This is a genomic window from Pseudomonas sp. RW409 (assembly GCF_003184125.1).
Taxonomy (GTDB): Bacteria; Pseudomonadota; Gammaproteobacteria; order Pseudomonadales; family Pseudomonadaceae; genus Aquipseudomonas; species Aquipseudomonas chlororaphis_I.
Genome location: NZ_QHHP01000041.1, coordinates 814,862 through 834,804, shown reverse-complemented (window position 1 = coordinate 834,804; position 19,943 = coordinate 814,862). Strand labels below are relative to the sequence as shown.

Sequence of the window (19,943 nt, the reverse complement as noted above, 5' to 3'; positions counted from 1 at the left end):
GTATCAGACCGAACGCGATCACCGGTTTTACGACGGCTGCGCCGCCGATCGCAGGCTGCGCCAGCGGCTACAGGGAGATGCGCCTGTTATCGACTTTCCCCCGTAGAAACGCCAAAGCCGCAGCTCACGCTGCGGCCTTTTTCTGCCCCGAGGCATCAGCGCCTGTGGCGCAGGTGCCCGATCAACTGGCTGAGCCTGCTGCGATAGCTGCATAACCAAGGCGTTATTGGCCCTGTGTAGCCGCTGGCGCAGCCTGCGCCCGGCTGCGCAGCGGCCGCAAACCCAGGCAACGCGGTGTATCAGACCGAATGCGATAGCCGGTTTTACGACGGCTGCGCCGCCGAGCGCAGGCTGCGCCAGCGGCTACAGGGAGATGCGCCTGTTATCGAACTTCCACCCCGCAGAAACACCAAAGCTGCAGCTCACGCTGCGGCTTTTTTCTGCCCCAAGGTATCAGCGCCCGTGGCGCAGGCGCCCGATCAACTGGCCAGAACCTGCTGCGACAGCTGCACAACCAAGGCGTTATTGGCCCTATGTAGCCGCTGGCGCAGCCTGCGCCCGGCTGCGCAGCGGCCGCAAACCCAGGCAGCGCGGTGTATCAGACCGAACGGGATAGCCGGTTTTACGACGGCTACGCCGCCGAGCGCAGGCTGCGCCAGCGGCTACAGGGAGATGGGCCTGTTATCGAATTTCCCCCGTAGAAACGCCAAAGCCGCAGCTCACGCTGCGGCTTTTTTTGTCCCCGGGGTATCAGCGCCTGTGGCGCAGGCGCCCGATCAATGCATCCAGGCTGAGCTTGCCCGGGCCTTGGAACAGCAGCGGCAGCAGCGCCGCCAGGTAGATCACCGGCAGCTTGAAGTTGCCGTGGCCCTTGTTGCTGATGGCGTAACCCTGGGCCAGCTCGCTCAGGGTCGACCAGTCCGCCGGCCAGTGCACGGCGGCGGTGGCGACCACTGTGACCACAATCAGCACCAGTGCGGCGAAGCGGGTGCCCAGGCCCAGCAGCAGCGCCAGGGCGCACAGCAGCTCGGCCCACATCGACAGCTGCCAGTTCAGGCTTGCCGGCAGCTGGTCGAAGGGAAACGGGAAGGCGGACTGGATTTCCTGGAACCAGTTTTCACCCTGCCATTTTTCCAGGCCCGACTCGAAGAACTCCCAGGCCAGCAGCAGGCGCAAGCTGAGGAGCGCGACCCAGGGGGAGACGCGATTGAGCTGGCGTTGCAGCCCGTCGAGGGCGGATGAAAGCGTGAGGATCATGGGGTGGATCTCCGGTGTTAAGTGGGGAGTGCAAAAGCGGCGCAGCCTGCGGCAGCGGCTACAGGGGGGGTATCAGCTCAGCGTGGGCTCAGGGCCTGGCGTTGCCGGCGTTTGTTGGCCTGGGCCAGCTTGCCCAGCAGGTTGATCGTCATGGCCGAGCAGGTGATGGCGAAGGGCAGCAGGTACCAGGCGCTCAGCGGAATGCGTTTGAAATTGGAGAAAGCGAATATCGCGGCGATCACCCACATGCCGGTGGTGTGCAGGCGTTTCCAGGCGACACGGCTGAGCAGCGACGCCGGGCCTTTGAACGAGGTCAGGGTCAGCAGCAGGATGAATAGGTAACCCACGGACCCGGGCAGGTTACCCAGGGTGCTGCGGCCGGGCCAGAACTCCGGGTTCAGTTGCCCGTAGCTGTAGATCAGCAGCGCGTGGACCAGGTGCGAGAAGGCGAACGCCAGGCCGATGAAACGGCGCTCGCGCACCAGCGCCTGGCCCAGCGGCGAGGGCAGCAGCACGGCGAATGCCGAAGCCGTGAAGGCCAGCAGAAACAGCACGAAGGACGAACGCGCGGTGGCGCGGATGGCGCTGCGGGTGGCCTCGACCAGGTCCGGCTCGAGCAGCAGGATCAGCGCGGTCATCAGCAGCACGGCGGCGGCCAGCAGGCTGAACAGCCGCCAGCCGTGGAAACGCGAGGGGAGGGATTGAGTGGGCATGAGAGGCTCCTTGAGGTTGGGCGCCGCTGTCGCGGCGTGTCCCAGGAGTCTTGCAAGGCCGTGTATATCGGCTGTGTCGGCAAAGGGCGGTTATGTATGCCTGTGTAGCAAAGTGTTCAGAGACTGGCTTTGCTGCTGACCAGGATCAGCTCGGCGCACAGGCCGCCCCCTTCGCGATTGCTCAGGCGCAGCGAGCCGCCCAGGGCCACCGCCAGTTGCTGGGCGATGGCCAGGCCCAGGCCGGTGCCGCCGGTGTCGCGGTTGCGCGAACTTTCCACCCGATAGAACGGCTTGAGCACTTCGGCCAGCTGTTCTTCGCTGATCCCCGGGCCACGGTCGAGGACCTTGACCGACAGGCGATCGCCAGCCTGTGCCTGGACCTCGATCCGCGCCGCGCCGGAGAACTTCAGCGCGTTGTCCACCAGGTTCACCAGGACCCGGCGCAAGGCGTGGGGACGGGTGTCGATCAGCGCGCCGTTCTTGCCCGCCAACTCGACGTCCTGGCCAGTGTCCTGGTAGTCGAACACCAGGCTGTCGAGAAACGCGTCCAGGTCGATCCGGCAACTGGACTCGGTGGCGCCATGGATGCTGCGGGCATAGGCCACGCCTTCGCGCACCAGGTGCTCCATTTCACTCAGGTCGTTCCACAGTTTGTCCTTCTCGGCGGACTCGTCCATGAACTCGGCGCGCAGTTTCATGCGGGTGATCGGCGTCTGCAGGTCGTGGGAGATCGCCGCCAGCAGTTGCATGCGCTCCTTGAGGTAGGCGCCGATTCGCGCCTGCAGGGCATTGAAGGCCTTGGCCGCGTGCACCACTTCGATCGGGCCCTTTTCGTCCAGGTGTACGCCGTGGGTGTTGGGGTCGAGGCTGTCCACCGCCTGGGCCAGCCGGGTCAGCGGGCGCACGGCGATGCGCACCGCCAGCCAGGCGCAGAGGATCAACACCAGCAACTGCCCCAGCAGCACCGCCGGCAGCCAGGGCGACATCGGTGTCAGCGCCGGGCGCACGTCGATGGTCACCGGGCTGCCGTCGGCCAGGCGCAGGTGGGCCTGGTAGTGCTGGCGCGGCCCGGGAATGTTGTTGAACGCCAGGTCGTAGTCGCGGCCGAGGGCGTTCTTGATCGAGTACACCGAGACCGGTACATCCTCGCCGTCCAGGGGCTGGCCGGGTTCGCCGGCGCTGAGCAGGTAGCCATAGTTGCGCCGTTGCAGGCGTTGCAGCCAGGCGGGGCGCTCGGCGGCGGGCAGGCGGTCGAGGATGGCGATGGAGGTCGAGACGTCGCTCTCCAGGTTGCCGAGCATGGTCATCTTGGCGCTCTGGTAGCGCTCGTAGGACTGCGCGGCGAACGACAGGCCCTGGGCCAGCGCCAGGCCGATCAGGAAGATCAGCGACAGCCGCGAGGCGAGGGTGCGCGGCCAGTGCAACGCCAGCTTCATGACGCGGCCTCGAGGATCTCCACCGGCAGCGAGAACACATAGCCCTCGCTGCGCACGGTCTTGATGTAGGCCGGTTCGCGGGCGTCGTCCAGCAGGCGCTGGCGCAGGCGGCTGACCAGCAGGTCGATGGAACGGTCGAACAGGTCGGCGTCGCGGCCCTGGGTCAGGTTGAGCAACTGGTCGCGGTTGAGCACCCGTTGCGGGTGGTCGAGGAACACCCGCAGCAAGCGGTATTCGGCGCCGCTCAGGGCGACCATGGTGCCGTCCTGGTCCAGCAGGTGGCGCGCGGTGGTGTCCAGGCGCCAGCGGCCGAAGCCCAGCAGGCGGCCGCTCTCGGTGACCACCAGGTTCGGCGGCAGCATGCGCGTGCGGCGCAGCACGGCATTGATTCGCGCCAGCAGCTCGCGGGCGGCGAACGGCTTGACCAGGTAATCGTCGGCGCCCATCTCCAGGCCGATGATGCGGTCGGTCTCGTCGTTGCGCGCGGTGAGCATCAGCACCGGCGTGGCCTTGTGCTTGCCGGCGCGCAGCTCGCGGCACAGCAGCAGGCCATCGTCGCCGGGCAGCATGATGTCGAGCACGATCAGGTCCACCGGGGTGGTTTCCAGGAAGCTGCGCATCTGCCGGCCGTCAGCCACGACCGTGGTGCGCAGGCCGTTCTTTTTCAGGTAGTTGCCTACCAGCTCTCTGATTTCGCGGTCGTCATCGACTATCAATACGTGATCGACATGATCCATGGGGCTGCCTCTGTATAGGGTCGTGCTGCCTAGTTTATAGGGCCCGGGCGGGCCTGCCTGCGGGCTTTTGTATTGCAGTGTATCTGGCGCCTGGTTGAACACACGGCGATGCAAAACAAGGTTTTTCCGGCGTTTTTGTATCGCTCTGTATCCCCCGGCGGCGTGGATACGCAGGGAGACCGCAAGGGCGGTTTGCCGACACAAGCGCGATACCTCCCGCGCATTCAATGGGCTCCATCGAGGCACAGCTACTGCCTCGCCACCCAAACCCATTGTCGCCCGAGGAACACATCATGAAACGCACCGCCCTCTACGCCGCCTGCCTGTTCGCCGCCCTGAACATCTGCACCCTGTCGGCCCGCGCCGAAAGCAACGTGCAGGCCCAGACCTACCGCTACGGCACCCAGCTGGATATCCAGAAGGTCCTGTCGATGACCGAAGACGCCGAGCCGAGCTGCGGCGTGGTCAATGCCCGCATGACCTACCTCGATTCCCAGGGCCGCACCCAGGCCCTGGATTACCGCAAGTTCGCCAACAACTGTAACGACGGCAACTGAACACACTCCCTGTCCTATCACCCTGTTCGCCATGAGGATTCGCCCATGAACGCCCTGAAAAGCTCCCTGCTTGCCCTGACCTTGACCCTGGCCGGCGTGGCCGTGGATGCCAGCGCCGCCGACTCATCCTGTGCGACCTGCTTCCAGCTCAGCCCGCTCTCAAGTGCCAGCCCCTTGAAGGCTGCCACCTTGAAAGCGAGCACCTTGAAAGCCGGCACCTTGCAGACGCACAGCTGGCTGGCCGAAGGCGGCTACGAGCGCACCCCGCAGGGGATGCGCGCCGACCACCAGGCCTGAACCGGGCCTGCCACCCCTGGATACGCCCGCCGCCGATGGCGGGCGGACATTGACCGATCACAGGTGATGCCATGTTGCTCATAGCGTTTCTCGGCGGGGTCCTGACCATCCTCAGCCCCTGCATTCTTCCGGTGGTGCCGTTCCTGTTCGCCCGGGCCGACCGCTCGCGCGGCTCGCTGCTGCTGACCCTCGGTGGCATGGCACTGACCTTTGCCCTGGTGTCGAGCCTGGCGGTGGTCAGCAGCGACTGGATCGTCCGTGCCAACGGTATCGGGCGCCAGCTGGCGCTGATCGTGCTGGGGCTGTTCGCCTTGTCGCTGATCTTTGCCCGCTTCGGCAACTGGCTGGCGCGGCCCTGGGTCAGCCTGGGCAATCGCCTGGATGGCCTGCGCCTCGACCGGGCGCGCCAGCTTTCCGGGCCACTGGCGGCGCTGTTGCTCGGGGTGGCCACCGGCTTGCTCTGGGCGCCCTGTGCCGGGCCGATTCTCGGGGTGATCCTGACCGGCGCCATGCTGCAGGGGGCCAGCGCCCAGACCAGCCTGTTGCTGCTGGCCTACGGCTTGGGCAGTGCCTTGTCCCTGGGGCTGCTGATCTTCGCTGGAAGAGGGCTGGTCAACCGGCTCAAGCCATCCCTGCCGGCCACCGCCTGGTTGCGCCGCGCCGCCGGTTACCTGGTGTTGCTGGCGGTCGTGGCGATCGGCAGCGGGGTGGACGACCGTCTGTTGGCCAGCACTTCATCGCAAGGCGGCGCGGCCCTCGAGCAAGGCCTGCTGAAGAGCGTGCCCAAGGCCCTGGACTACCTGATCGACAAGGCTGGCGCGGCGCCCGTCGAGACGCTGCCGAGCAAGGGCCCGATGCCTTCGTTGAGTGGCGCGGTGCAATGGCTGAATTCGCCGCCGCTGGACGCCGAGGCCCTGCGCGGCAAGGTGGTGCTGGTGGATTTCTGGACCTACGACTGCATCAACTGCCAGCACAGCCTGCCCTATGTGAATGCCTGGGCGAAAAAGTACGCCAAGGACGGGCTGGTGGTGATCGGTGTGCACACCCCGGAGTACGCCTTCGAAAAGGTCATCGACAACGTCAAGGCCCAGGTGCGCAAGCTGGATATCGGCTACCCGGTGGCCATCGACAATGACTACGCGATCTGGCGCGCCTTCGACAACCAGTACTGGCCGGCCCACTACTTTATCGACGCCCGCGGGCAGGTGCGCTACAGCCACTTTGGCGAAGGGAGTTATGACGCGCAGGAGCAGGTGATCCAGCAGTTGTTGCGGGAGGCCAAGGCGTCGTGAGGGGCAGGGTTGCCGGTCGGGGATTTGCGGGGCGGTGAGTCAGTGACACCGCGTTGCCCCCAATCGCCGGCAAGCCTGGCTCCTACAGGTTTGCGGCGCATGCCGGATTTGCGGCGAACACCGAACCTGTAGGAGCAGCCGGTCGACGCTCGATTGCTCGCGAGGCGTCCTGCCTGACGCCCCGCGCAGCCCCGATCGCCGACAAGCCAGCTCCTACAACCACCACCGCAGCAGGAAAAAGAACGCCATGCTCAGCAGCATGCTGAGCAGGGTGTTGCGGGTGTAGATCACCAGGACGATGGCCACCAGCGAGCTGATCAGGTACGGGTTGTCGTAGGCCAGGTTCAGCTGGTGTTCGGGCATGAACACGATCGGCCCGCAGATCGCCGTGAGCATGCCCGGTACGGCAAACCCGAGGAACTGCCGGGCGTTGCTGCTCAGGCGCACCGGCAGGCGCGGTTCGAGAAACACATAGCGGTTGAGAAACACCAGCAAGCCCATGCCGAAAATCACTGCCCAGACCATCATGTGCGCTCCCGGTAGAACTTGTTGCAGAGAAAACCCGCGGTCATGCCCAGCAGGCCCGACAGCACCAGGGCCGAGCCCCATTGCCAGTAGCTGAACAACACCGAGCAGAACAGCGACACCGCCACGCAGACCAGGGTCGGCACATTGCGCACCAGCGGGGTGATCAGGGCGATAAAGGTGGCGGCGATGGAGAAGTCCAGGCCCAGGTGTTCGAGCCCGGGAATGGCGCGCCCGAGGACAATGCCCGCCAGGGTGAACAGGTTCCAGGCGATATAGAAGGTCAGGCCCACGCCGAGGGCGTACCAGCGGTCGAACTGCTGCTTGTCGTGCTGGCTGGTCAGGGCGAACAGCTCGTCGGTGAGCAGGAAGCCCAGGCCGACCCGCCAGCGCCCCGGCAGCGGCGAAATCACCGAGCGCAGGCTCATGCCGTACAGCAGGTGCTGGGAGGTCAGCAGCAGGGTGGTGAGCAGGATCGAGAATATCCCCGCGCCGCCCTTGAGCATGCCGATCGCCACCAGTTGCGCGGCGCCGGCGAAGACGATGCTCGACAAACCCTGGCCTTGCAGGGGCGTGAGATTGGCCTCGATGGCCATGGAACCCGCCAACAGGCCCCAGGGCGCGGTGGCCAGGGACAGCGGCATGATGGCAACGGCGCCGCGCAGGAATGCGGCGCGGGGAAGATGAACGCTGGACATGACAGCCTGCAATCAAGGAACGGACACCGACTGTGCCAGCCCGCAGCGGGAATGGCTTGAACGATCTTGCGCACTTGCCGCCAACGACCATTTTTTATTGCCAGGCCCAGGTTTGCCTCTGTAGGAGCGAAGCTTGCTCGCGAGACGTCGTGTCAGGCACACCGCATCATCCCAATCGCCGGCAAGCCTGGCTCCTACAGAAGCGAGTGTTCGCTACAAATCCCGCATTCGCCTGGTCATTCCGTAGACGCTGCCCGTCGGCCATGGCGCCAACCCGATCTGTCTGCTAAAACGCTTCGCTAGCATCGGCCAGCTTCCCCGCGGGAGGCGGCCTGTCATCTTCCTGCAACAGCCCCGTGCCAAGAAAGGTGTCTGGCCGATACCGGCCAGGTCGCTACGGGGCCGTTCACCTACCGCCCCATCCCAAGGAGAGGGTCTATGAGAAAACTTTTCGCAACCGCGGCGCTGGCCGCGCTGATGATCTGCACCGTCGGTGTCAGCCAGGCACGGGAGGCGCGGCAGCAGCGCGACTCGGTCGCCGGGGTGTTCGACTACTACCTGTTGTCGCTGTCCTGGTCGCCGACCTTTTGCCTGACCCATCCGGAAAACGAGCAGTGCTCGGGCAAGGGCTACGGTTTTGTCCTGCATGGCCTGTGGCCGCAATACGCCAAGGGTGGCTGGCCGGAATCCTGCCCGCCCTTGACCCAGCTGACCGCCGAAGAACGGGCCAAGGGCCTGACCCTGTTCCCGACGGCCAAGCTGATGGAGCATGAATGGAGTAAGCACGGCACCTGCAGCGGGCTGGGCGCCATGGGCTACCTGGAGAGCTCCGACCAGGCCCTGGGCAAGGTGAAGATTCCTGAGGTGCTGGAACCTTCGACCACCGTGCATTACTTCGAGGCCCGGGAGATCGAGCAGCTGTTTCGCCAGGCCAACCCGGGCATTCCCGAAAAGGGCGTAGCGGTGTTGTGCAGCGGCCCGGAACTCTCCGAAGTGCGGGTCTGCCTGGACAAGAACCTGGGCTTCGGCGCCTGTGGCAAGGGCGTGCGCACCCAGTGCCGCAAAGGCGATATCCGCGTACCGCCGATTCGCTGACCGGCGAGCGGCCAGGGGGAGGCGGCATAGGCAGGCCTGAGCAGCTAGGGTTGCAAGACGCCCGTCTTCCTCCAAGGAGCCCATGATGCTGCATATCCGCACCCCCCTGATCCTGCATCCCGGGTTGTCCACGGCCACCCGGCGCATCTGGCTCAAGCTGGAAAACCTGCAACCCAGTGGCTCGTTCAAGATGCGCGGCCTGGGCCTGCTCTGCTCCCAGGCGGCCCAGCAGGGCAAGCGCCGCGTGGTCTGTCCCTCCGGCGGCAATGCCGGGCTGGCCACCGCGGTGGCGGCGGCCAGCCTCGGCCTGCAAGCCTGCATCGTGGTGCCGCAGACCACCCCGCAAACCACCCGCGAACGCATCGCCCGGGCCGGCGCCGAGGTGCTGGTGCACGGCCAGGTCTGGGACCAGGCCAACGAGCGCGCGCTGCAACTGAGCAGCGACGCCGACAGCGAATACGTGCCGGCCTTCGACCACCCGGTGCTGTGGCAAGGGCACAGCAGCATGGTCGATGAAATCCTCGAAGACTGTCCGCAGGTCGACACCATCGTCGCGTCGGTGGGCGGCGGTGGCTTGCTGGCCGGCATCCTCACCGGCCTGTTGCGCCATCAGCGCCAGGACTGCCGGATCATCGCCTGCGAAACCACCGGCAGCGCTTCCTTTGCCGCCGGGCTGGCGGCCGGGCACCCGGTCAAGTTGGCGAAGATCGACACCGTCGCCAGTTCCCTCGGCGCGGCCCAGGTGGCGGCCTGGCCGTTGCAGCAGATCCAGGGTTTTGCCTATCAGTCGCTGGTGTTGTCGGATGCCGAGGCGATCCTCGGCGTGGTGCGTTATGCCGACGATCTGCGCCAGTTGGTGGAGCCGGCCTGCGGCGTCTCGCTGGCGGTGGCCTACCTCGATCACCCGGCCATCGCCGCAGCGCGGGACGTGGTGATCGTGGTGTGCGGCGGCGTCAGCATCAGCGCCCGCCAGGTGGCGGACTGGGGCGCATCGCTGTAGGGCTGAAAGCCTCTGGTGTATGCTAGCCGACCTGTTGTACCTGTGGTTTTACGGAGGGTTCGAATGGACGCCACCACATTGTTTCTGTACGTCGTCACCGTCAGCGCGGTGATGATGACCCCGGGGCCGTCGATGTTGCTGGCTCTCAATAACGGTGCCACCCATGGCATGCGCATCGCCGGTTGCGGCATGGCTGGCGCGATGCTGTCCGACCTGCTGCTGATCGGTGCGGTGGGCTGCGGCCTGGGGGCGTTGCTGCAAGCTTCCGAGCAGCTGTTTTCCATCGTCAAGTGGGGCGGTGCTGCGTACCTGCTGTACCTGGCCTGGGTGCTGTGGAAGGCGCCGACCCAGGCTCTGGCCGCGCAGACAGGCGGCAGTGCCAGCAGCGGGCGCGGGGCGTTTGTGCGGTCGTTGCTGGTGGGGTTGTCGAACCCCAAGGGGCTGCTGTTTTTCTCCGCCTTCCTGCCGCAGTTCGTACGCCCCGATGAGCCGGTGGCGCAGCAGTACCTGATCCTGGCGCTGGTCAGCACGGCGATCAATTGCGTGATGATGGCGACCTATGCCTTTGGCGGGCGCTACGCCATGCGCACCTTCTCCGCGCGGGCGATGCTGTGGATCAACCGCAGCTGCGCCGGCATGCTCGCGGTCCTGGCGGTGGGCCTGAGCCTGTATCGGCGCAGCGATATACGCTGAGGCTGCATTGACCCGATAGACCGGCGTCCTGCTTCTGTAGGAGCAGCCGGTCGACGCTCGATTGCTGGCGATAGATACGCTGCGGTACATCTGACACACCGCCTCGCGAGCAAGCTTCGCTCCTACAGAAGATGTCTTCGGGCAGTTTGCGTGCGAAGTGTTGTGTCAGGCACACCGCGTTGCTGCAATCGCCGGCAAGCCTGGCTCCTACAGAAGAGGTCTTCGCGCAGCTTGTGCGGCACACCGCCAGAAACCTCTTAGAACCTCAAGGTCGCGCCGCTGGTCAGCCAGCGGTCGCGGCCTTCGTTCAACTGGCCGCCCAGCACCAGGTCGAGGTCCAGGTTTGCTCCCAGATGCAGGCGTGGCCCGGCTTGCCAGGCCTGTTCGCCGCCGCGCTGGCCGTATCGTTCGGCGACCAGGGTCAGGCGTTCGCCCAGGTCGTATTCGAAGCCGCTGCCCCAGGTCCAGCGATGGTTCTGCTGGCCGTCGTCATAGGCGTGGGCCCAGCCGGCGTTGAAGTTCAGGCGCAGGCTTTGCAGGGGCTGGTAGGTCAGGGGCAGGCTGATGTCGCCACCGTCGAACGCATGGCCGCGGTCGAGGGCGAAATGCGCGGACGTCGCCAGCGCCAGTTGCAGGCCCAGGTCTTCGCGGTTCCACAGTTGCGCCTTGAGCTGCGGGCTCAGCTGGGTTTCGCCGTGGCCGTCCTCGCGACTGCGCTCGAGGGCGGCGCCCACCTGCAACCAGGGCAGGCCGGCGAAGGTGCAGGCCGGGGAGAACACCGCGCCATGGTTGGAGCCCTGGTGACGCAGGCTCTGGTACCAGATATCCAGGTTGCATTCCCCCGGGGCGTTGATCGCGCCGTCGTCCACCCCATAGGCGCCGCCCGCGGCGTTGGCCTTGGCGACCAGGGTCAGCAGGCCGATCAGGCTCAGGGTGAGGGTGAGGGTGACGAACATCAGGTTGCGTCGCAGCATGCGCCGTTTCGCCGGGGGCAGGTCGCGGGTGAGGCTGGCGAAGCGGTTGTGGCGGGAAGGGTTGTACTTGGACATGACGGTTCTCGCTAAGGCATGGGAAGCGGCCGCGCTGCGCGGGCCGCTCCGTGGTCGAGTGGGGAACAGGGTCATTGCCAGTCGCTCACTGACAGGGTCTGGATGCCGGTGGCCCTGGCCAGGGCCACCAGCTCTTCGGTGTCGTCGCCGCCGGGCAGGGCGATGACCAGGTCGGGCCGGCTGTCGCGCAGCATGAAGGCGTTGCGCAGGCGTTCGGCGAGCTTGCCGTGCAGCTGCCAGTTGGCCGGGTAACGCACGATGTCGGCGCCGATTTCCCGGCCCCAGTCTTCTATCTCCGCGCCGAGGAACTGGCTGCCGCCGTGGATCAGCACCTGCACTTCATGCAGGCGCTGAAAGGCGTCGAGTACCCGCCGGCACAGCTGGACGTCGGCGTAATGGCGCCCCGCGCAGATCAGGACACGCATCGTGCGCGCTCCTGCGCCGTCGGCTGGATGCTCAACGGGTTGTCCAGCAGCACGTCGCCCAGCTCGGCGTTATCCAGGTCGCGCTCGCCGGCCCGCTCCAGCGCCGGATAGGCCAGGGCCGCGATGTGGTGGTGCACGCGCCGGTAGTCGCGCAGCACCCGCTGGAAAATGTCGCCGGATTCGGCCCAGGCCGTGCGGTCTTCGCGCAGGCTGCGAAAGTGCTCGCGGCTGGCGTCGGCTTCCAGCCGCCTGACCAGTTCCTTGCGGTTCACCAACTGGTGGGCGTTGGCCAGGTCTTCGCGCAGGAACACCGTGATCGCCAGGCTCAGGCTGTCCACCACGGCCTGGTGCAGAGGCTCGATGCAATCCAGCTCGAACACCGAGAACTGCTCGCCACGCCGCAGCCGGCGCGCCGCCAGCTGGGTCAGGCTGCTGGAGAGGATGTCGCCGGCGTGTTCCAGGTTGATCACGAACAGCAGGATCTCCTGGGCGCGGTCGGCGTCCTGGTCGCTGATGCCGTCCTGGCCGATGTCCGCCAGGTAGGCGCGGATCGCCGCGCTGAGCAGGTCCAGCGACTGGTCGATGCGCCGCACTTCATCGGCGCCGGCCGGGGTCGAGGCCTGGAACAGGCGCAGCACCCGATCGAGCATCAGCGACAGCATGTCGGCCAGGCGCAGGGCTTCGCGGGCGGCGTTGGACAGGCCGATATTGGCCACCGCCAGGCCGGCTTCGTCCAGGTAGTGCGGCATGCCCGGGTCGACGTCGCGCGGCGGCTCCGGCAGCAGGCGGTTGAGCAGGGTTGCCATGGGCCCGGTCAGGCCGATGAACAGCAGGGCCAGTACCAGGTTGAACAGGCTGTGCAGGTACACCACCTGCAGGCTGGCATCGAGGGTGGCGACCGGCGCGCTCTGGGCGATCCAGGGCAGGCACGGCAGCAGCGCGGCGGCACCGCACAGGCGCACCAGCAGATTGCCCAGGGGCAGGCGCCGGGCGACGCTGGAGTCGGCGTTGAGCAGCGACGGCAGGGCGCCGCCGATATTGATCCCCAGCACCAGGGCCATGGCGGTCACCGAGGACAGCAGCCCGGTGGCGGCCAGTGACGCCACCAGCAGCACCACGGCGACGCTGGAATGGCACAGCCAGGTCAGCAACGCCGCCGTCAGCAGGGCGATCAGCAGGTCGCCGTCGAGGCCACGCATCAGCGCGGCGAACACCGGCGTGCCTTCCACTTCGCCCAGGGTGCTGCCGAGCATGCGCAGGGCCAGCAGCATCAGCCCCAGGCCGATCAGCGCGCAGCCGAGGCTTTCAAAGCGCGAGTCGTCGCGCAGGCGGAACACGATAAAGCCCGCCAGCAGCACCAGCGGCGTGAGGATCGAGATATCGACGCTGAGCAGTTGCACCACCAGGGTCGAGCCGATATTGGCCCCGAGCATCACCGCCAGCGCGGGGGCCAGGCCCAGGGTGCCGGTGGCGGTAAAGGAGCTGGCCATCAGGCTCACCGCGGTGCTGCTTTGCAGGACCCCGGTGATGGCGATGCCGGACAGCAGGGCCATCCAGCGGTTGTTCAGGTGCTGCCCCAGCCACTGGCGCAACTGGGTGCCGAAGCCGCGCAGCAGCGCCGAGGAAATCATCTGGGTGCCCCACAGCAGCAGGGCGATGGAGCCGGCGAGGTTGATCAGCAGAGTAGTTCCCGACATGAGGACTCTCCCTTGTGTGTTTCATGGCTTGGCGGATCGCAGCAGGCGGATGCAGCGGCGATGAATGGCGCTGGCAAGGCCCAGCAGCAGGCGAATGGCAGCGCGGCTCAACAGGCTTCTGGCATACAGGCGGATGCCGACCAGGGTGATCAGGGTGGCGATGCCTTCCAGGGTGCTGACCAGCAGGGCGCGCAAGGTGCGCTCGCCGCGGGCCAGCAGCTCGGTGATAGGTTTCATGGTGGATGCTCCACTTGGCTGGGCCAGACAGGGGCGTGGCCGTACGGTCTGGCGCCGCGTTGCGGCTTTCGCGAGCAAGCTCGCTCCTACAAGGACAGTTGCAACCTGTAGGAGCAGCCGGTCGACGCTCGATTGCTCGCGATGGCCGCGCCGCTAACCGTCAGCCCTCAGAACCATTGCTTGAAGCGACGGATGTAGAGGGTCTTCATGGTCTGGGCGACGATGCAGTAGCACAGCAGGGTGCCGACCAGCCAAGGGAAGTATTCCCACGGCAGCGGTACCAGGCCGACCATTTCACCCAGCGGCGAGAACGGCACGTAGATCCCCAGGGCCATCACCAGGCCGGTCATCAGCATCACCGGCAGCGCCGCGGTGCTCTGGATGAACGGGATCTTCTGGGTGCGCAGCATGTGCACCACCAGGGTCTGCGAGAGCAGGCCTTCGATGAACCAGCCGGACTGGAACAGCGCGGCCATTTCCACGCTGTTGGCGGCGAACACGAACCACATCAGGGCGTAGGTGGTGATGTCGAAGATCGACGAGGTCGGCCCGATCCACAGCATGAAGCGCCCGATGTTCTTGGCGTCCCACTTGCGCGGCTTGCGCAGGAACTCCTTGTCCATCTTGTCCCACGGCAGCGACAGCTGGGAGATGTCGTACATCAGGTTCTGCAGCAGCAGGTGGATCGCCAGCATCGGCAGGAACGGGATGAACGCGCTGGCCACCAGCACCGAGAACACGTTGCCGAAGTTGGAACTGGCAGTCATGTTCAGGTACTTCATGATGTTGCCGAAGGTCTCGCGGCCCTTGATCACGCCTTCTTCCAGGACCATCAGGCTCTTTTCCAGGAGGATGATGTCCGCCGATTCCTTGGCGATGTCGGTGCCGCTGTCCACCGAGATACCGACGTCGGCGTCACGCAGCGCCGGGGCGTCGTTGATCCCGTCGCCGAGGAAGCCCACGGTATGCCCGTTGGCCTGCAGGGCCTTGAGCACCCGGGATTTCTGCAGCGGGGTGAGCTTGGCGAACACCGTGCGTTCTTCCACCAGGCGCGCAAGCACTGCATCGTCCATATGCTCGATATCGCGCCCGAGCAGCGGCTGGCCGACTTCCAGGCCGACCTCGCGGCAGATCTTCGCGGTGACGATCGGGTTGTCGCCGGTCAGCACCTTCACCGTCACGCCGTTCTCGCGCAGCGCGGCGATGGCCGGGCCGGCGGTTTCCTTGGGCGGATCGAGGAAGGTCAGGAAGCCTTCGATGATCAGCTCGCGCTCGTCGCTGGCGCTGTACTGCTGGCGGGTCTGCCCCGGCGCCAGGTCGCGGGTGCCGACCAGCAGCACGCGGAAGCCGTCGCGGTTGTATTCCTCGGCCTGCTCCAGCAGCGCCGCCCGGCGCCCGGCGTCGAGGGCCACCGTGACGCCGTCCTGGCGTACCCGGGTGGCGGTGTCGAGCATTTCCTCGACCGCGCCCTTGCACACCAGCAGGTGATGGCCGCTGGCGTCGGCGAGGATCACCGAGAGGCGCCGGCGGACGAAATCGAACGGCAGTTCATCGACCTTGCTCCAGGTGTCGGGCGCGCTGAACTTCGGGTTGTTTTCGGCGTAGCTCACCACCGCGCGGTCCATCAGGTTCTTCATGCCGCTCTGGTGGTAGCTGTTGAGCCAGGCCAGTTGCAGCACCTGGTCGCAGCGGCTGCCGCTGATATCGACGTGGTGCTCGAGGATGATCCGGTCCTGGGTCAGGGTGCCGGTCTTGTCGGTGCACAGCACGTCCATGGCGCCGAAGTTCTGGATCGCGTTGAGGCGCTTGACCACCACCTTGCGCTTGGCCATGGCCGCGGCGCCCTTGGCCAGGTTGGCGCTGACGATCATCGGCAGCATTTCCGGGGTCAGGCCGACGGCCACCGCCAGGGCGAACATGAAGGCTTCGGCCCAGTCACCCTTGGTGAAGCCGTTGATCAGCAGCACCACCGGCACCATCACCAGCATGAAGCGGATCAGCAGCCAACTGACGCTGTTCACCCCGCGGTCGAAGGCGGTCTGGGTCCGCGAGCCGACGATGGAGCGCGCCAGGGAACCGAAGTAGGTGCGCGACCCGGTGGCCACCACCACCGCGGTGGCGGTGCCGCTGACCACGTTGGTGCCCATGAAGCAGATGTTCGGCAGGTCGAGCAGGTCCTGCTGGTCGGCAGCAGCTGTGCGGTGGGCGGATTTCTCCTGCACCGCGCCCAGGGTGTCGTACTTCTCCACCGGCAGCGCCTCGCCGGTCAGCACCGCCTGGCTGATGAACAGGTCGCGGGATTCGATCAGGCGGATATCGGCGGGGATCATGTCGCCGGCCGACAGCTGCACGATGTCGCCGACCACCAGGTCGCGCATCGGCACTTCGCGCAGCGCGGCTTTCATGCCCATCTGCTCGCGGCGCAGCACGGTGGCGGTGGTCCGCACCATGGCCTTGAGCGCCTCGGCGGCCTTGGCCGAGCGGTATTCCTGCCAGAAGCGCATCAGGCCGCTGACCAGGACCATGACCAGGACGATGATCACCCCGGTCAGGTCGGTTTCCTCGCCGGACTGCAGGGGCAGCCAGAAGTCTGTGAAGAAGCTGATGCCGGTCAGGGTCATCAGCACATAGATGAACGGGTTGTTGAAGGCTTGCAGCAATTGCACCAGGGCGTGGGGCGGCCGGTCGTGGGCCACCTCGTTGAAGCCGTCGCGCTGCAGGCGGCCTTCGGCGTCGAGTTCGGTCAGGCCGTTGGCGTTCGACTTGACGTTGTCCAGGGTCACGCCAAGGCTGTTCTGCGCTTCGCGGGCGGCCCGCATCGACAGCCGGGTGTCGTCGCGGGTGGGGTTTTGCGAGGAGGAGGTGCGGGTTTTTACCGTAGTCATTACGTGTGCTCCTGCCGCAGGCTTGCGGCACGACACACAGACCACTCACCTATTCAAAGACGAGCGAACGTATGTCGAGCCGCAAGTAAGCGATCGATTCAGGTAGTTGCGTTTTATTGGTTTTAACGTTCGCCGCCTATTCACTGGGCATGAATAGACGACGAACCTACTACTGGCTTCGTCCATAACAGTTACCACCAACTTTTAGTTTTAAGCAGGCAATAGGAAGTTGCCGAATTCCTTATTAAGGAAAACGTTCCAGAAGGACTTGAAAGTGCCTTCGGTTGAACTAGAAGTGCGAGTCCCGGGACAGGCTCAGCAGCAGGCCGGCCCGCATCAGGAGGCCGGCCAGGCTCCGACTCTGAGGGTCCTGGCTGTCGTCGAAACTCCAGCGTTGCTGGAGCCGGCAGGTGACCGGGCAGACGCGCCAGTTGGCCCGCGGCCGGGTTTGCGAGGAGGGGGTGGAATACAGGGTGGCGACCCGGGAAACGCCCGCGCGCTCAGCGCAGGGCTTGACCCGCATGGTCGATGCAAAGGCGCGTACGCCGGGCATTACAGTGGATTTGAAGTTCATAACAGTTGCCTCGCGACCGGACTGGCTCCGGTGAAGGCAAGTTACGAAGGAGCGTCAAGCTCTAGCGCAGCTCACCCGACCGAAAAGTCGAGTCCCGTCATTTTCTGGGTTAAGTGCCCAGCCTTGCGCAAGCGCATCGACCAGACAGCGTCTAGATACTGTGTCCATTGGCTTCTTTAGTGAGTTGAAAAAAGGCCGGTTTGGCCGGCCCGCGCAATTTACTCAGGCCAACCTGTCAAGTCAAGATTAAATTGCCACGAATCATATGTTCGTTCAGCTTTAAGTAAGGTCTGTATCGGGACTCAGATAAATGAAGGGGCAAGTTATATAGGGCAGTCTTGAATAACTGGCATTGAAACAATTCACGCGATAGTTATTGTGCGGCAGCCATTGAATAACAGACCGAGGCGCATTGCGCGCCCCGGTGGTTATATCAGTCGAGGATCAGGTGCGGCAGGAAGCGGCTGGAGTCCTTGGTGATCAGGCTGTCGTCTTCGCGCACGCCGATGCCGGCGGCCTGGTCGCCGATGACCCAGGAGCCGATCAGGGTGTAGCTGTCGCCAAAGCGCGGCAGCGGGGCGAAGGACTGCAGGATGTAGGGCGCGTCGGTGTAGGGGCCATCTTCCTTGACCACCTCGTCCTGCGGGGTGCGCAACTCGATGTTGGCGCCTTCGCGGGAAAAGAACGGCTTGCGCACCCAGCCCTTGGGCACATCGCGCTGCGGGTGCAGGTCCAGGTGCGTCTCCAGCAGGTTCGGGTGGCCCGGGTGAGCCTCCCAGAGCAGCGGCAGGATGCCCTTGTTGGAGAGGATGGATTTCCACGCCGGTTCGAAGAACTGCGTGTCGCTGGCGGCGATCGCCGCGCCGAAGGGTTCGTGGAAGATGAACTCCCAGGCGTGCAGCTTGAACAGGTGCGGGATCCAGCGGTCCTGCAGGTCGACGAAGCGGCCTTCGGCGGTGAGGCCGATGTCTTCCACGTCGATATGCCGCGACTCGATGCCGGCCTTTTCCGCGATCAGGCGCAGGTAGTCGGTGGTGGCGCGGTCTTCCACCGAGTCCTTCATCGAGGCGAAGTAGAACGGGCGCTCGATCCCCAGCTGGGCGAAGGCCTGGTGCAGCCGGGTGTCGATGCTGTTGAACTGGTCGGCATGCCGCGGCAGCACGCCGCGCTCGATGTTCTGCTCCAGCCAGCCCCATTGGAACGCCGCGGTTTCATAGAGGCTGGTGGGCGTGTCGTAGTTGAGCTCCAGCAGCTTGGCCGGGCCCTGGCCGTTATAGGAAAAATCCAGGCGGCCATAGAGGTGCGGGTGACCCTCGAGCCATGAAGTGCGGATCATGTCGTAGAAGGCCGGCGGAATGCTCAGGCGATCCAGCAGGGCCTCGCTGCGCACCACCCGGTCCACCAGGTCCATGCACATCTCATGGATTTCGGTGGTCGGGTCTTCCAGGTCGTCCTCGATCTGCTTGAGGCTGAACTGGTAGTAGGCGCTTTCGTCCCAGTAGGCTTCGCCGTCGATGGTGTGGAACAGGAAGCCGAGTTTTTCCGCGGTCTGTCGCCAGTCCGGGCGTTCGTTGCAGAGGATCTTCTTCATGGCGCGCTTCCTTAGCTGCTCGAGCGTCCCGAACTCCAGCTCGAGGAGCTGGAGCCGCCCCAGCCGCTGCGGGCACTGGCCTGGCTGCCGAAGCCGCCACGGGAGGTAGAGGAGGACACCGACATCGGTCGGGTGGTGGTCCGGAAGCCGCTGCCCGACTGCGCCTGGCGCGACTTGGAGAAGGTCGAGCCGCTGGCGATGCGCTGGTTGAGCGTCGAGTTGGCGTAGCTGCCGCGGTCGTCGCGATAGCGGTAGACCGGCTCGGAGTAATAGTTGCGGCTACCGCCGCTGAGCAGGTTGCCGATCAGCAGGCCGGTGAGCAGGCCGCTGTCGATACTGCTGAGCGACGAACCCTGTCCGGCTCCGGGGCTGACCCCGGCCGCCGCCAACTGCTCGCGGGTGAAGGCGCCCTGGGCGTTGATTTCAAAGCCGCCCAGCTTCGGCACGAACTTGCCGTTGGAATCTACCTGGCACCAGTTTTCGACGAAGTCGGCATCGCAATCGGCCTGGTTGTCGTAGACCGGCGCCTGGGCGCGGTGCTCCGCCATGGCCTTGATATAGGCATCGGAGCAGACGTCCACGGCGATCTTGCCGTCCACGCATTCCTGCACCGACTGGAAGTTGAATTTCTGCTGGACCGCGAGGGTCTCCGGCTCCGAGTTGCAGCCCGAGATCGCCAGCGCCACCGAGGCGGCCAGGGAGAGCTGAACGTATTGGCTTCGTTTCATCGAGGGCTCCGTGCGGTCGATCAGTTCTGCGAAGGGGTCATGCAGGCGGCGTTGAGCAGGCCGACGCTGATGGCCACGGCGGCGACGTAGATGCCGGCGGCGATTTCACCGTTGCGGATGCGCTGCGAAGTGCCCTTGAGCACCAGGCTGGTCATCAGGAACGCCAGCAGTTGCACCACGGCGGCGATCAGCGCCCAGACGGCGAAGTCCAGCAGGCTGATGGAGTAGGCGATGACATTGCTCGCCGGGATGGCGAAGCCGATGATGGCGCCGCCCAGGGCGATGGCGGCGGAGATGTTGCCCTCGCGGATCAGCTGGAACTCCTTGTGTGGCGTCAGGCGGGTGTAGACGAACTGGAACAGGGCGAACAGCACGGCCGCGCCGAGGATGTAGGTCAGGAAACCGACCACGGCGAATTTGTTCAGGGAAATGGAAAGGGCTTCAAGCATGGGTTCTG

21 protein-coding genes are annotated in these 19,943 nt (G+C 65.5%); 6 read left to right on the top strand and 15 right to left on the bottom strand.

Annotation, left to right across the window (positions count from 1 at the left end):
- Positions 1 to 750: 750 nt before the first annotated feature.
- The 4 genes from DK261_RS24315 to DK261_RS24300 form a co-directional block, all read right to left on the bottom strand.
- The gene (locus tag DK261_RS24315) at positions 751 to 1,257 is read right to left on the bottom strand and encodes a DoxX family protein (RefSeq protein ID WP_038632008.1); all 507 of its coding nucleotides are present in this window, start codon (positions 1,255 to 1,257) and stop codon (positions 751 to 753) included.
- 77 nt (positions 1,258 to 1,334) lie between these two features.
- Positions 1,335 to 1,970 carry a hypothetical protein gene (locus DK261_RS24310; protein WP_110176647.1) on the bottom strand — a complete coding sequence of 212 codons (636 nt, stop codon included), beginning with the start codon at positions 1,968 to 1,970 and terminating at the stop codon, positions 1,335 to 1,337.
- A gap of 116 nt (positions 1,971 to 2,086) precedes the next feature.
- Positions 2,087 to 3,406: an ATP-binding protein gene (locus DK261_RS24305; RefSeq protein WP_110176645.1), complete on the bottom strand. Its 1,320-nt coding sequence runs from the start codon at positions 3,404 to 3,406 to the stop codon at positions 2,087 to 2,089.
- Positions 3,403 to 4,143, bottom strand: a complete 741-nt coding sequence (locus DK261_RS24300) for a response regulator (protein WP_009048666.1) — start codon at positions 4,141 to 4,143, stop codon at positions 3,403 to 3,405. The genes DK261_RS24305 and DK261_RS24300 overlap by 4 nt, the downstream gene beginning before the upstream one ends.
- Positions 4,144 to 4,436: 293 nt before the next feature.
- On the opposite strand from DK261_RS24300, the gene DK261_RS24295 reads away from it, so the two are divergent.
- From DK261_RS24295 to DK261_RS24285, 3 genes are all read left to right on the top strand, one after another.
- Positions 4,437 to 4,700, top strand: coding sequence for a DUF2790 domain-containing protein (locus DK261_RS24295; RefSeq protein ID WP_016704617.1), 264 nt, complete (start codon positions 4,437 to 4,439; stop codon positions 4,698 to 4,700).
- Positions 4,701 to 4,745: 45 nt separating this feature from the next.
- Positions 4,746 to 4,997, top strand: a complete 252-nt coding sequence (locus tag DK261_RS24290) for a hypothetical protein (RefSeq protein WP_053268890.1) — start codon at positions 4,746 to 4,748, stop codon at positions 4,995 to 4,997.
- A 71-nt stretch (positions 4,998 to 5,068) separates the two neighbouring features.
- Complete coding sequence (locus DK261_RS24285; protein ID WP_110176643.1) at positions 5,069 to 6,289, top strand: cytochrome c biogenesis protein DipZ; 1,221 nt, start codon at positions 5,069 to 5,071, stop codon at positions 6,287 to 6,289.
- 213 nt (positions 6,290 to 6,502) lie between these two features.
- On the opposite strand, the gene DK261_RS24280 is transcribed toward DK261_RS24285, so the two are convergent.
- Positions 6,503 to 6,814: an AzlD domain-containing protein gene (locus tag DK261_RS24280; protein WP_009048670.1), complete on the bottom strand. Its 312-nt coding sequence runs from the start codon at positions 6,812 to 6,814 to the stop codon at positions 6,503 to 6,505.
- The gene (locus tag DK261_RS24275) at positions 6,814 to 7,512 is read right to left on the bottom strand and encodes an AzlC family ABC transporter permease (RefSeq protein ID WP_028682293.1); all 699 of its coding nucleotides are present in this window, start codon (positions 7,510 to 7,512) and stop codon (positions 6,814 to 6,816) included. The genes DK261_RS24280 and DK261_RS24275 overlap by 1 nt, the downstream gene beginning before the upstream one ends.
- A gap of 438 nt (positions 7,513 to 7,950) precedes the next feature.
- Between DK261_RS24275 and DK261_RS24270 the strand changes: the two genes are divergently transcribed.
- The 3 genes from DK261_RS24270 to DK261_RS24260 all read left to right on the top strand — a co-directional run bounded on the left by DK261_RS24270 (position 7,951) and on the right by DK261_RS24260 (position 10,300).
- Positions 7,951 to 8,607, top strand: coding sequence for a ribonuclease T2 (locus DK261_RS24270; protein ID WP_016704622.1), 657 nt, complete (start codon positions 7,951 to 7,953; stop codon positions 8,605 to 8,607).
- An 85-nt stretch (positions 8,608 to 8,692) separates the two neighbouring features.
- A complete protein-coding gene (locus DK261_RS24265) occupies positions 8,693 to 9,607 on the top strand; it encodes a pyridoxal-phosphate dependent enzyme (RefSeq protein WP_009048673.1) in 915 nt (304 codons plus the stop codon).
- Positions 9,608 to 9,670: 63 nt separating this feature from the next.
- Positions 9,671 to 10,300 (top strand): LysE family translocator, encoded by a 630-nt coding sequence (locus tag DK261_RS24260; protein ID WP_009048674.1) that lies wholly within the window; start codon positions 9,671 to 9,673, stop codon positions 10,298 to 10,300.
- A gap of 257 nt (positions 10,301 to 10,557) precedes the next feature.
- On the opposite strand, the gene DK261_RS24255 is transcribed toward DK261_RS24260, so the two are convergent.
- The 9 genes from DK261_RS24255 to DK261_RS24215 form a co-directional block, all read right to left on the bottom strand.
- Positions 10,558 to 11,349 (bottom strand): hypothetical protein, encoded by a 792-nt coding sequence (locus tag DK261_RS24255; RefSeq protein WP_110176641.1) that lies wholly within the window; start codon positions 11,347 to 11,349, stop codon positions 10,558 to 10,560.
- 71 nt (positions 11,350 to 11,420) lie between these two features.
- Entirely contained in the window at positions 11,421 to 11,774 is a 354-nt protein-coding gene (locus DK261_RS24250) for a DUF2493 domain-containing protein (protein WP_110176639.1), read from the bottom strand.
- Positions 11,762 to 13,471: a Na/Pi cotransporter family protein gene (locus DK261_RS24245; protein ID WP_053268891.1), complete on the bottom strand. Its 1,710-nt coding sequence runs from the start codon at positions 13,469 to 13,471 to the stop codon at positions 11,762 to 11,764. Before DK261_RS24245 ends, DK261_RS24250 begins: the two co-directional genes overlap by 13 nt.
- A 21-nt stretch (positions 13,472 to 13,492) precedes the next feature.
- Positions 13,493 to 13,708, bottom strand: a complete 216-nt coding sequence (locus tag DK261_RS24240; RefSeq protein WP_025809230.1) for a hypothetical protein — start codon at positions 13,706 to 13,708, stop codon at positions 13,493 to 13,495.
- A gap of 167 nt (positions 13,709 to 13,875) precedes the next feature.
- On the bottom strand, positions 13,876 to 16,593 hold the full coding sequence (mgtA, locus tag DK261_RS24235; RefSeq protein WP_110176637.1) for a magnesium-translocating P-type ATPase: 2,718 nt from the start codon (positions 16,591 to 16,593) through the stop codon (positions 13,876 to 13,878).
- 289 nt (positions 16,594 to 16,882) lie between these two features.
- Entirely contained in the window at positions 16,883 to 17,167 is a 285-nt protein-coding gene (locus DK261_RS24230; protein WP_053268892.1) for a hypothetical protein, read from the bottom strand.
- 433 nt (positions 17,168 to 17,600) lie between these two features.
- Entirely contained in the window at positions 17,601 to 18,758 is a 1,158-nt protein-coding gene (locus tag DK261_RS24225) for a glutathionylspermidine synthase family protein (protein WP_016704629.1), read from the bottom strand.
- Between the two features lie 11 nt (positions 18,759 to 18,769).
- Positions 18,770 to 19,486: a DUF1190 domain-containing protein gene (locus DK261_RS24220; protein WP_016704630.1), complete on the bottom strand. Its 717-nt coding sequence runs from the start codon at positions 19,484 to 19,486 to the stop codon at positions 18,770 to 18,772.
- Between the two features lie 20 nt (positions 19,487 to 19,506).
- Entirely contained in the window at positions 19,507 to 19,935 is a 429-nt protein-coding gene (locus tag DK261_RS24215; RefSeq protein WP_028682288.1) for a DUF350 domain-containing protein, read from the bottom strand.
- Positions 19,936 to 19,943: the final 8 nt, after the last annotated feature.

Excerpts from the sequence above, each read along its gene's own strand:
- DK261_RS24300 (WP_009048666.1), bottom strand. The coding sequence starts at position 4,143 with ATGGATCATGTCGATCACGTATTGATAGTCGATGACGACCGCGAAATC.
- DK261_RS24255 (WP_110176641.1), bottom strand. The coding sequence starts at position 11,349 with ATGTCCAAGTACAACCCTTCCCGCCACAACCGCTTCGCCAGCCTCACC.
- DK261_RS24290 (WP_053268890.1), top strand. The coding sequence starts at position 4,746 with ATGAACGCCCTGAAAAGCTCCCTGCTTGCCCTGACCTTGACCCTGGCC.
- mgtA (WP_110176637.1), bottom strand. The coding sequence starts at position 16,593 with ATGACTACGGTAAAAACCCGCACCTCCTCCTCGCAAAACCCCACCCGC.
- DK261_RS24245 (WP_053268891.1), bottom strand. The coding sequence starts at position 13,471 with ATGTCGGGAACTACTCTGCTGATCAACCTCGCCGGCTCCATCGCCCTG.
- DK261_RS24270 (WP_016704622.1), top strand. The coding sequence starts at position 7,951 with ATGAGAAAACTTTTCGCAACCGCGGCGCTGGCCGCGCTGATGATCTGC.
- DK261_RS24215 (WP_028682288.1), bottom strand. The coding sequence starts at position 19,935 with ATGCTTGAAGCCCTTTCCATTTCCCTGAACAAATTCGCCGTGGTCGGT.
- DK261_RS24310 (WP_110176647.1), bottom strand. The coding sequence starts at position 1,970 with ATGCCCACTCAATCCCTCCCCTCGCGTTTCCACGGCTGGCGGCTGTTC.
- DK261_RS24275 (WP_028682293.1), bottom strand. The coding sequence starts at position 7,512 with ATGTCCAGCGTTCATCTTCCCCGCGCCGCATTCCTGCGCGGCGCCGTT.
- DK261_RS24260 (WP_009048674.1), top strand. The coding sequence starts at position 9,671 with ATGGACGCCACCACATTGTTTCTGTACGTCGTCACCGTCAGCGCGGTG.
- DK261_RS24315 (WP_038632008.1), bottom strand. The coding sequence starts at position 1,257 with ATGATCCTCACGCTTTCATCCGCCCTCGACGGGCTGCAACGCCAGCTC.
- DK261_RS24220 (WP_016704630.1), bottom strand. The coding sequence starts at position 19,486 with ATGAAACGAAGCCAATACGTTCAGCTCTCCCTGGCCGCCTCGGTGGCG.
- DK261_RS24250 (WP_110176639.1), bottom strand. The coding sequence starts at position 11,774 with ATGCGTGTCCTGATCTGCGCGGGGCGCCATTACGCCGACGTCCAGCTG.
- DK261_RS24265 (WP_009048673.1), top strand. The coding sequence starts at position 8,693 with ATGCTGCATATCCGCACCCCCCTGATCCTGCATCCCGGGTTGTCCACG.
- DK261_RS24240 (WP_025809230.1), bottom strand. The coding sequence starts at position 13,708 with ATGAAACCTATCACCGAGCTGCTGGCCCGCGGCGAGCGCACCTTGCGC.
- DK261_RS24280 (WP_009048670.1), bottom strand. The coding sequence starts at position 6,814 with ATGGTCTGGGCAGTGATTTTCGGCATGGGCTTGCTGGTGTTTCTCAAC.
- DK261_RS24305 (WP_110176645.1), bottom strand. The coding sequence starts at position 3,406 with ATGAAGCTGGCGTTGCACTGGCCGCGCACCCTCGCCTCGCGGCTGTCG.
- DK261_RS24230 (WP_053268892.1), bottom strand. The coding sequence starts at position 17,167 with ATGAACTTCAAATCCACTGTAATGCCCGGCGTACGCGCCTTTGCATCG.
- DK261_RS24285 (WP_110176643.1), top strand. The coding sequence starts at position 5,069 with ATGTTGCTCATAGCGTTTCTCGGCGGGGTCCTGACCATCCTCAGCCCC.
- DK261_RS24295 (WP_016704617.1), top strand. The coding sequence starts at position 4,437 with ATGAAACGCACCGCCCTCTACGCCGCCTGCCTGTTCGCCGCCCTGAAC.
- DK261_RS24225 (WP_016704629.1), bottom strand. The coding sequence starts at position 18,758 with ATGAAGAAGATCCTCTGCAACGAACGCCCGGACTGGCGACAGACCGCG.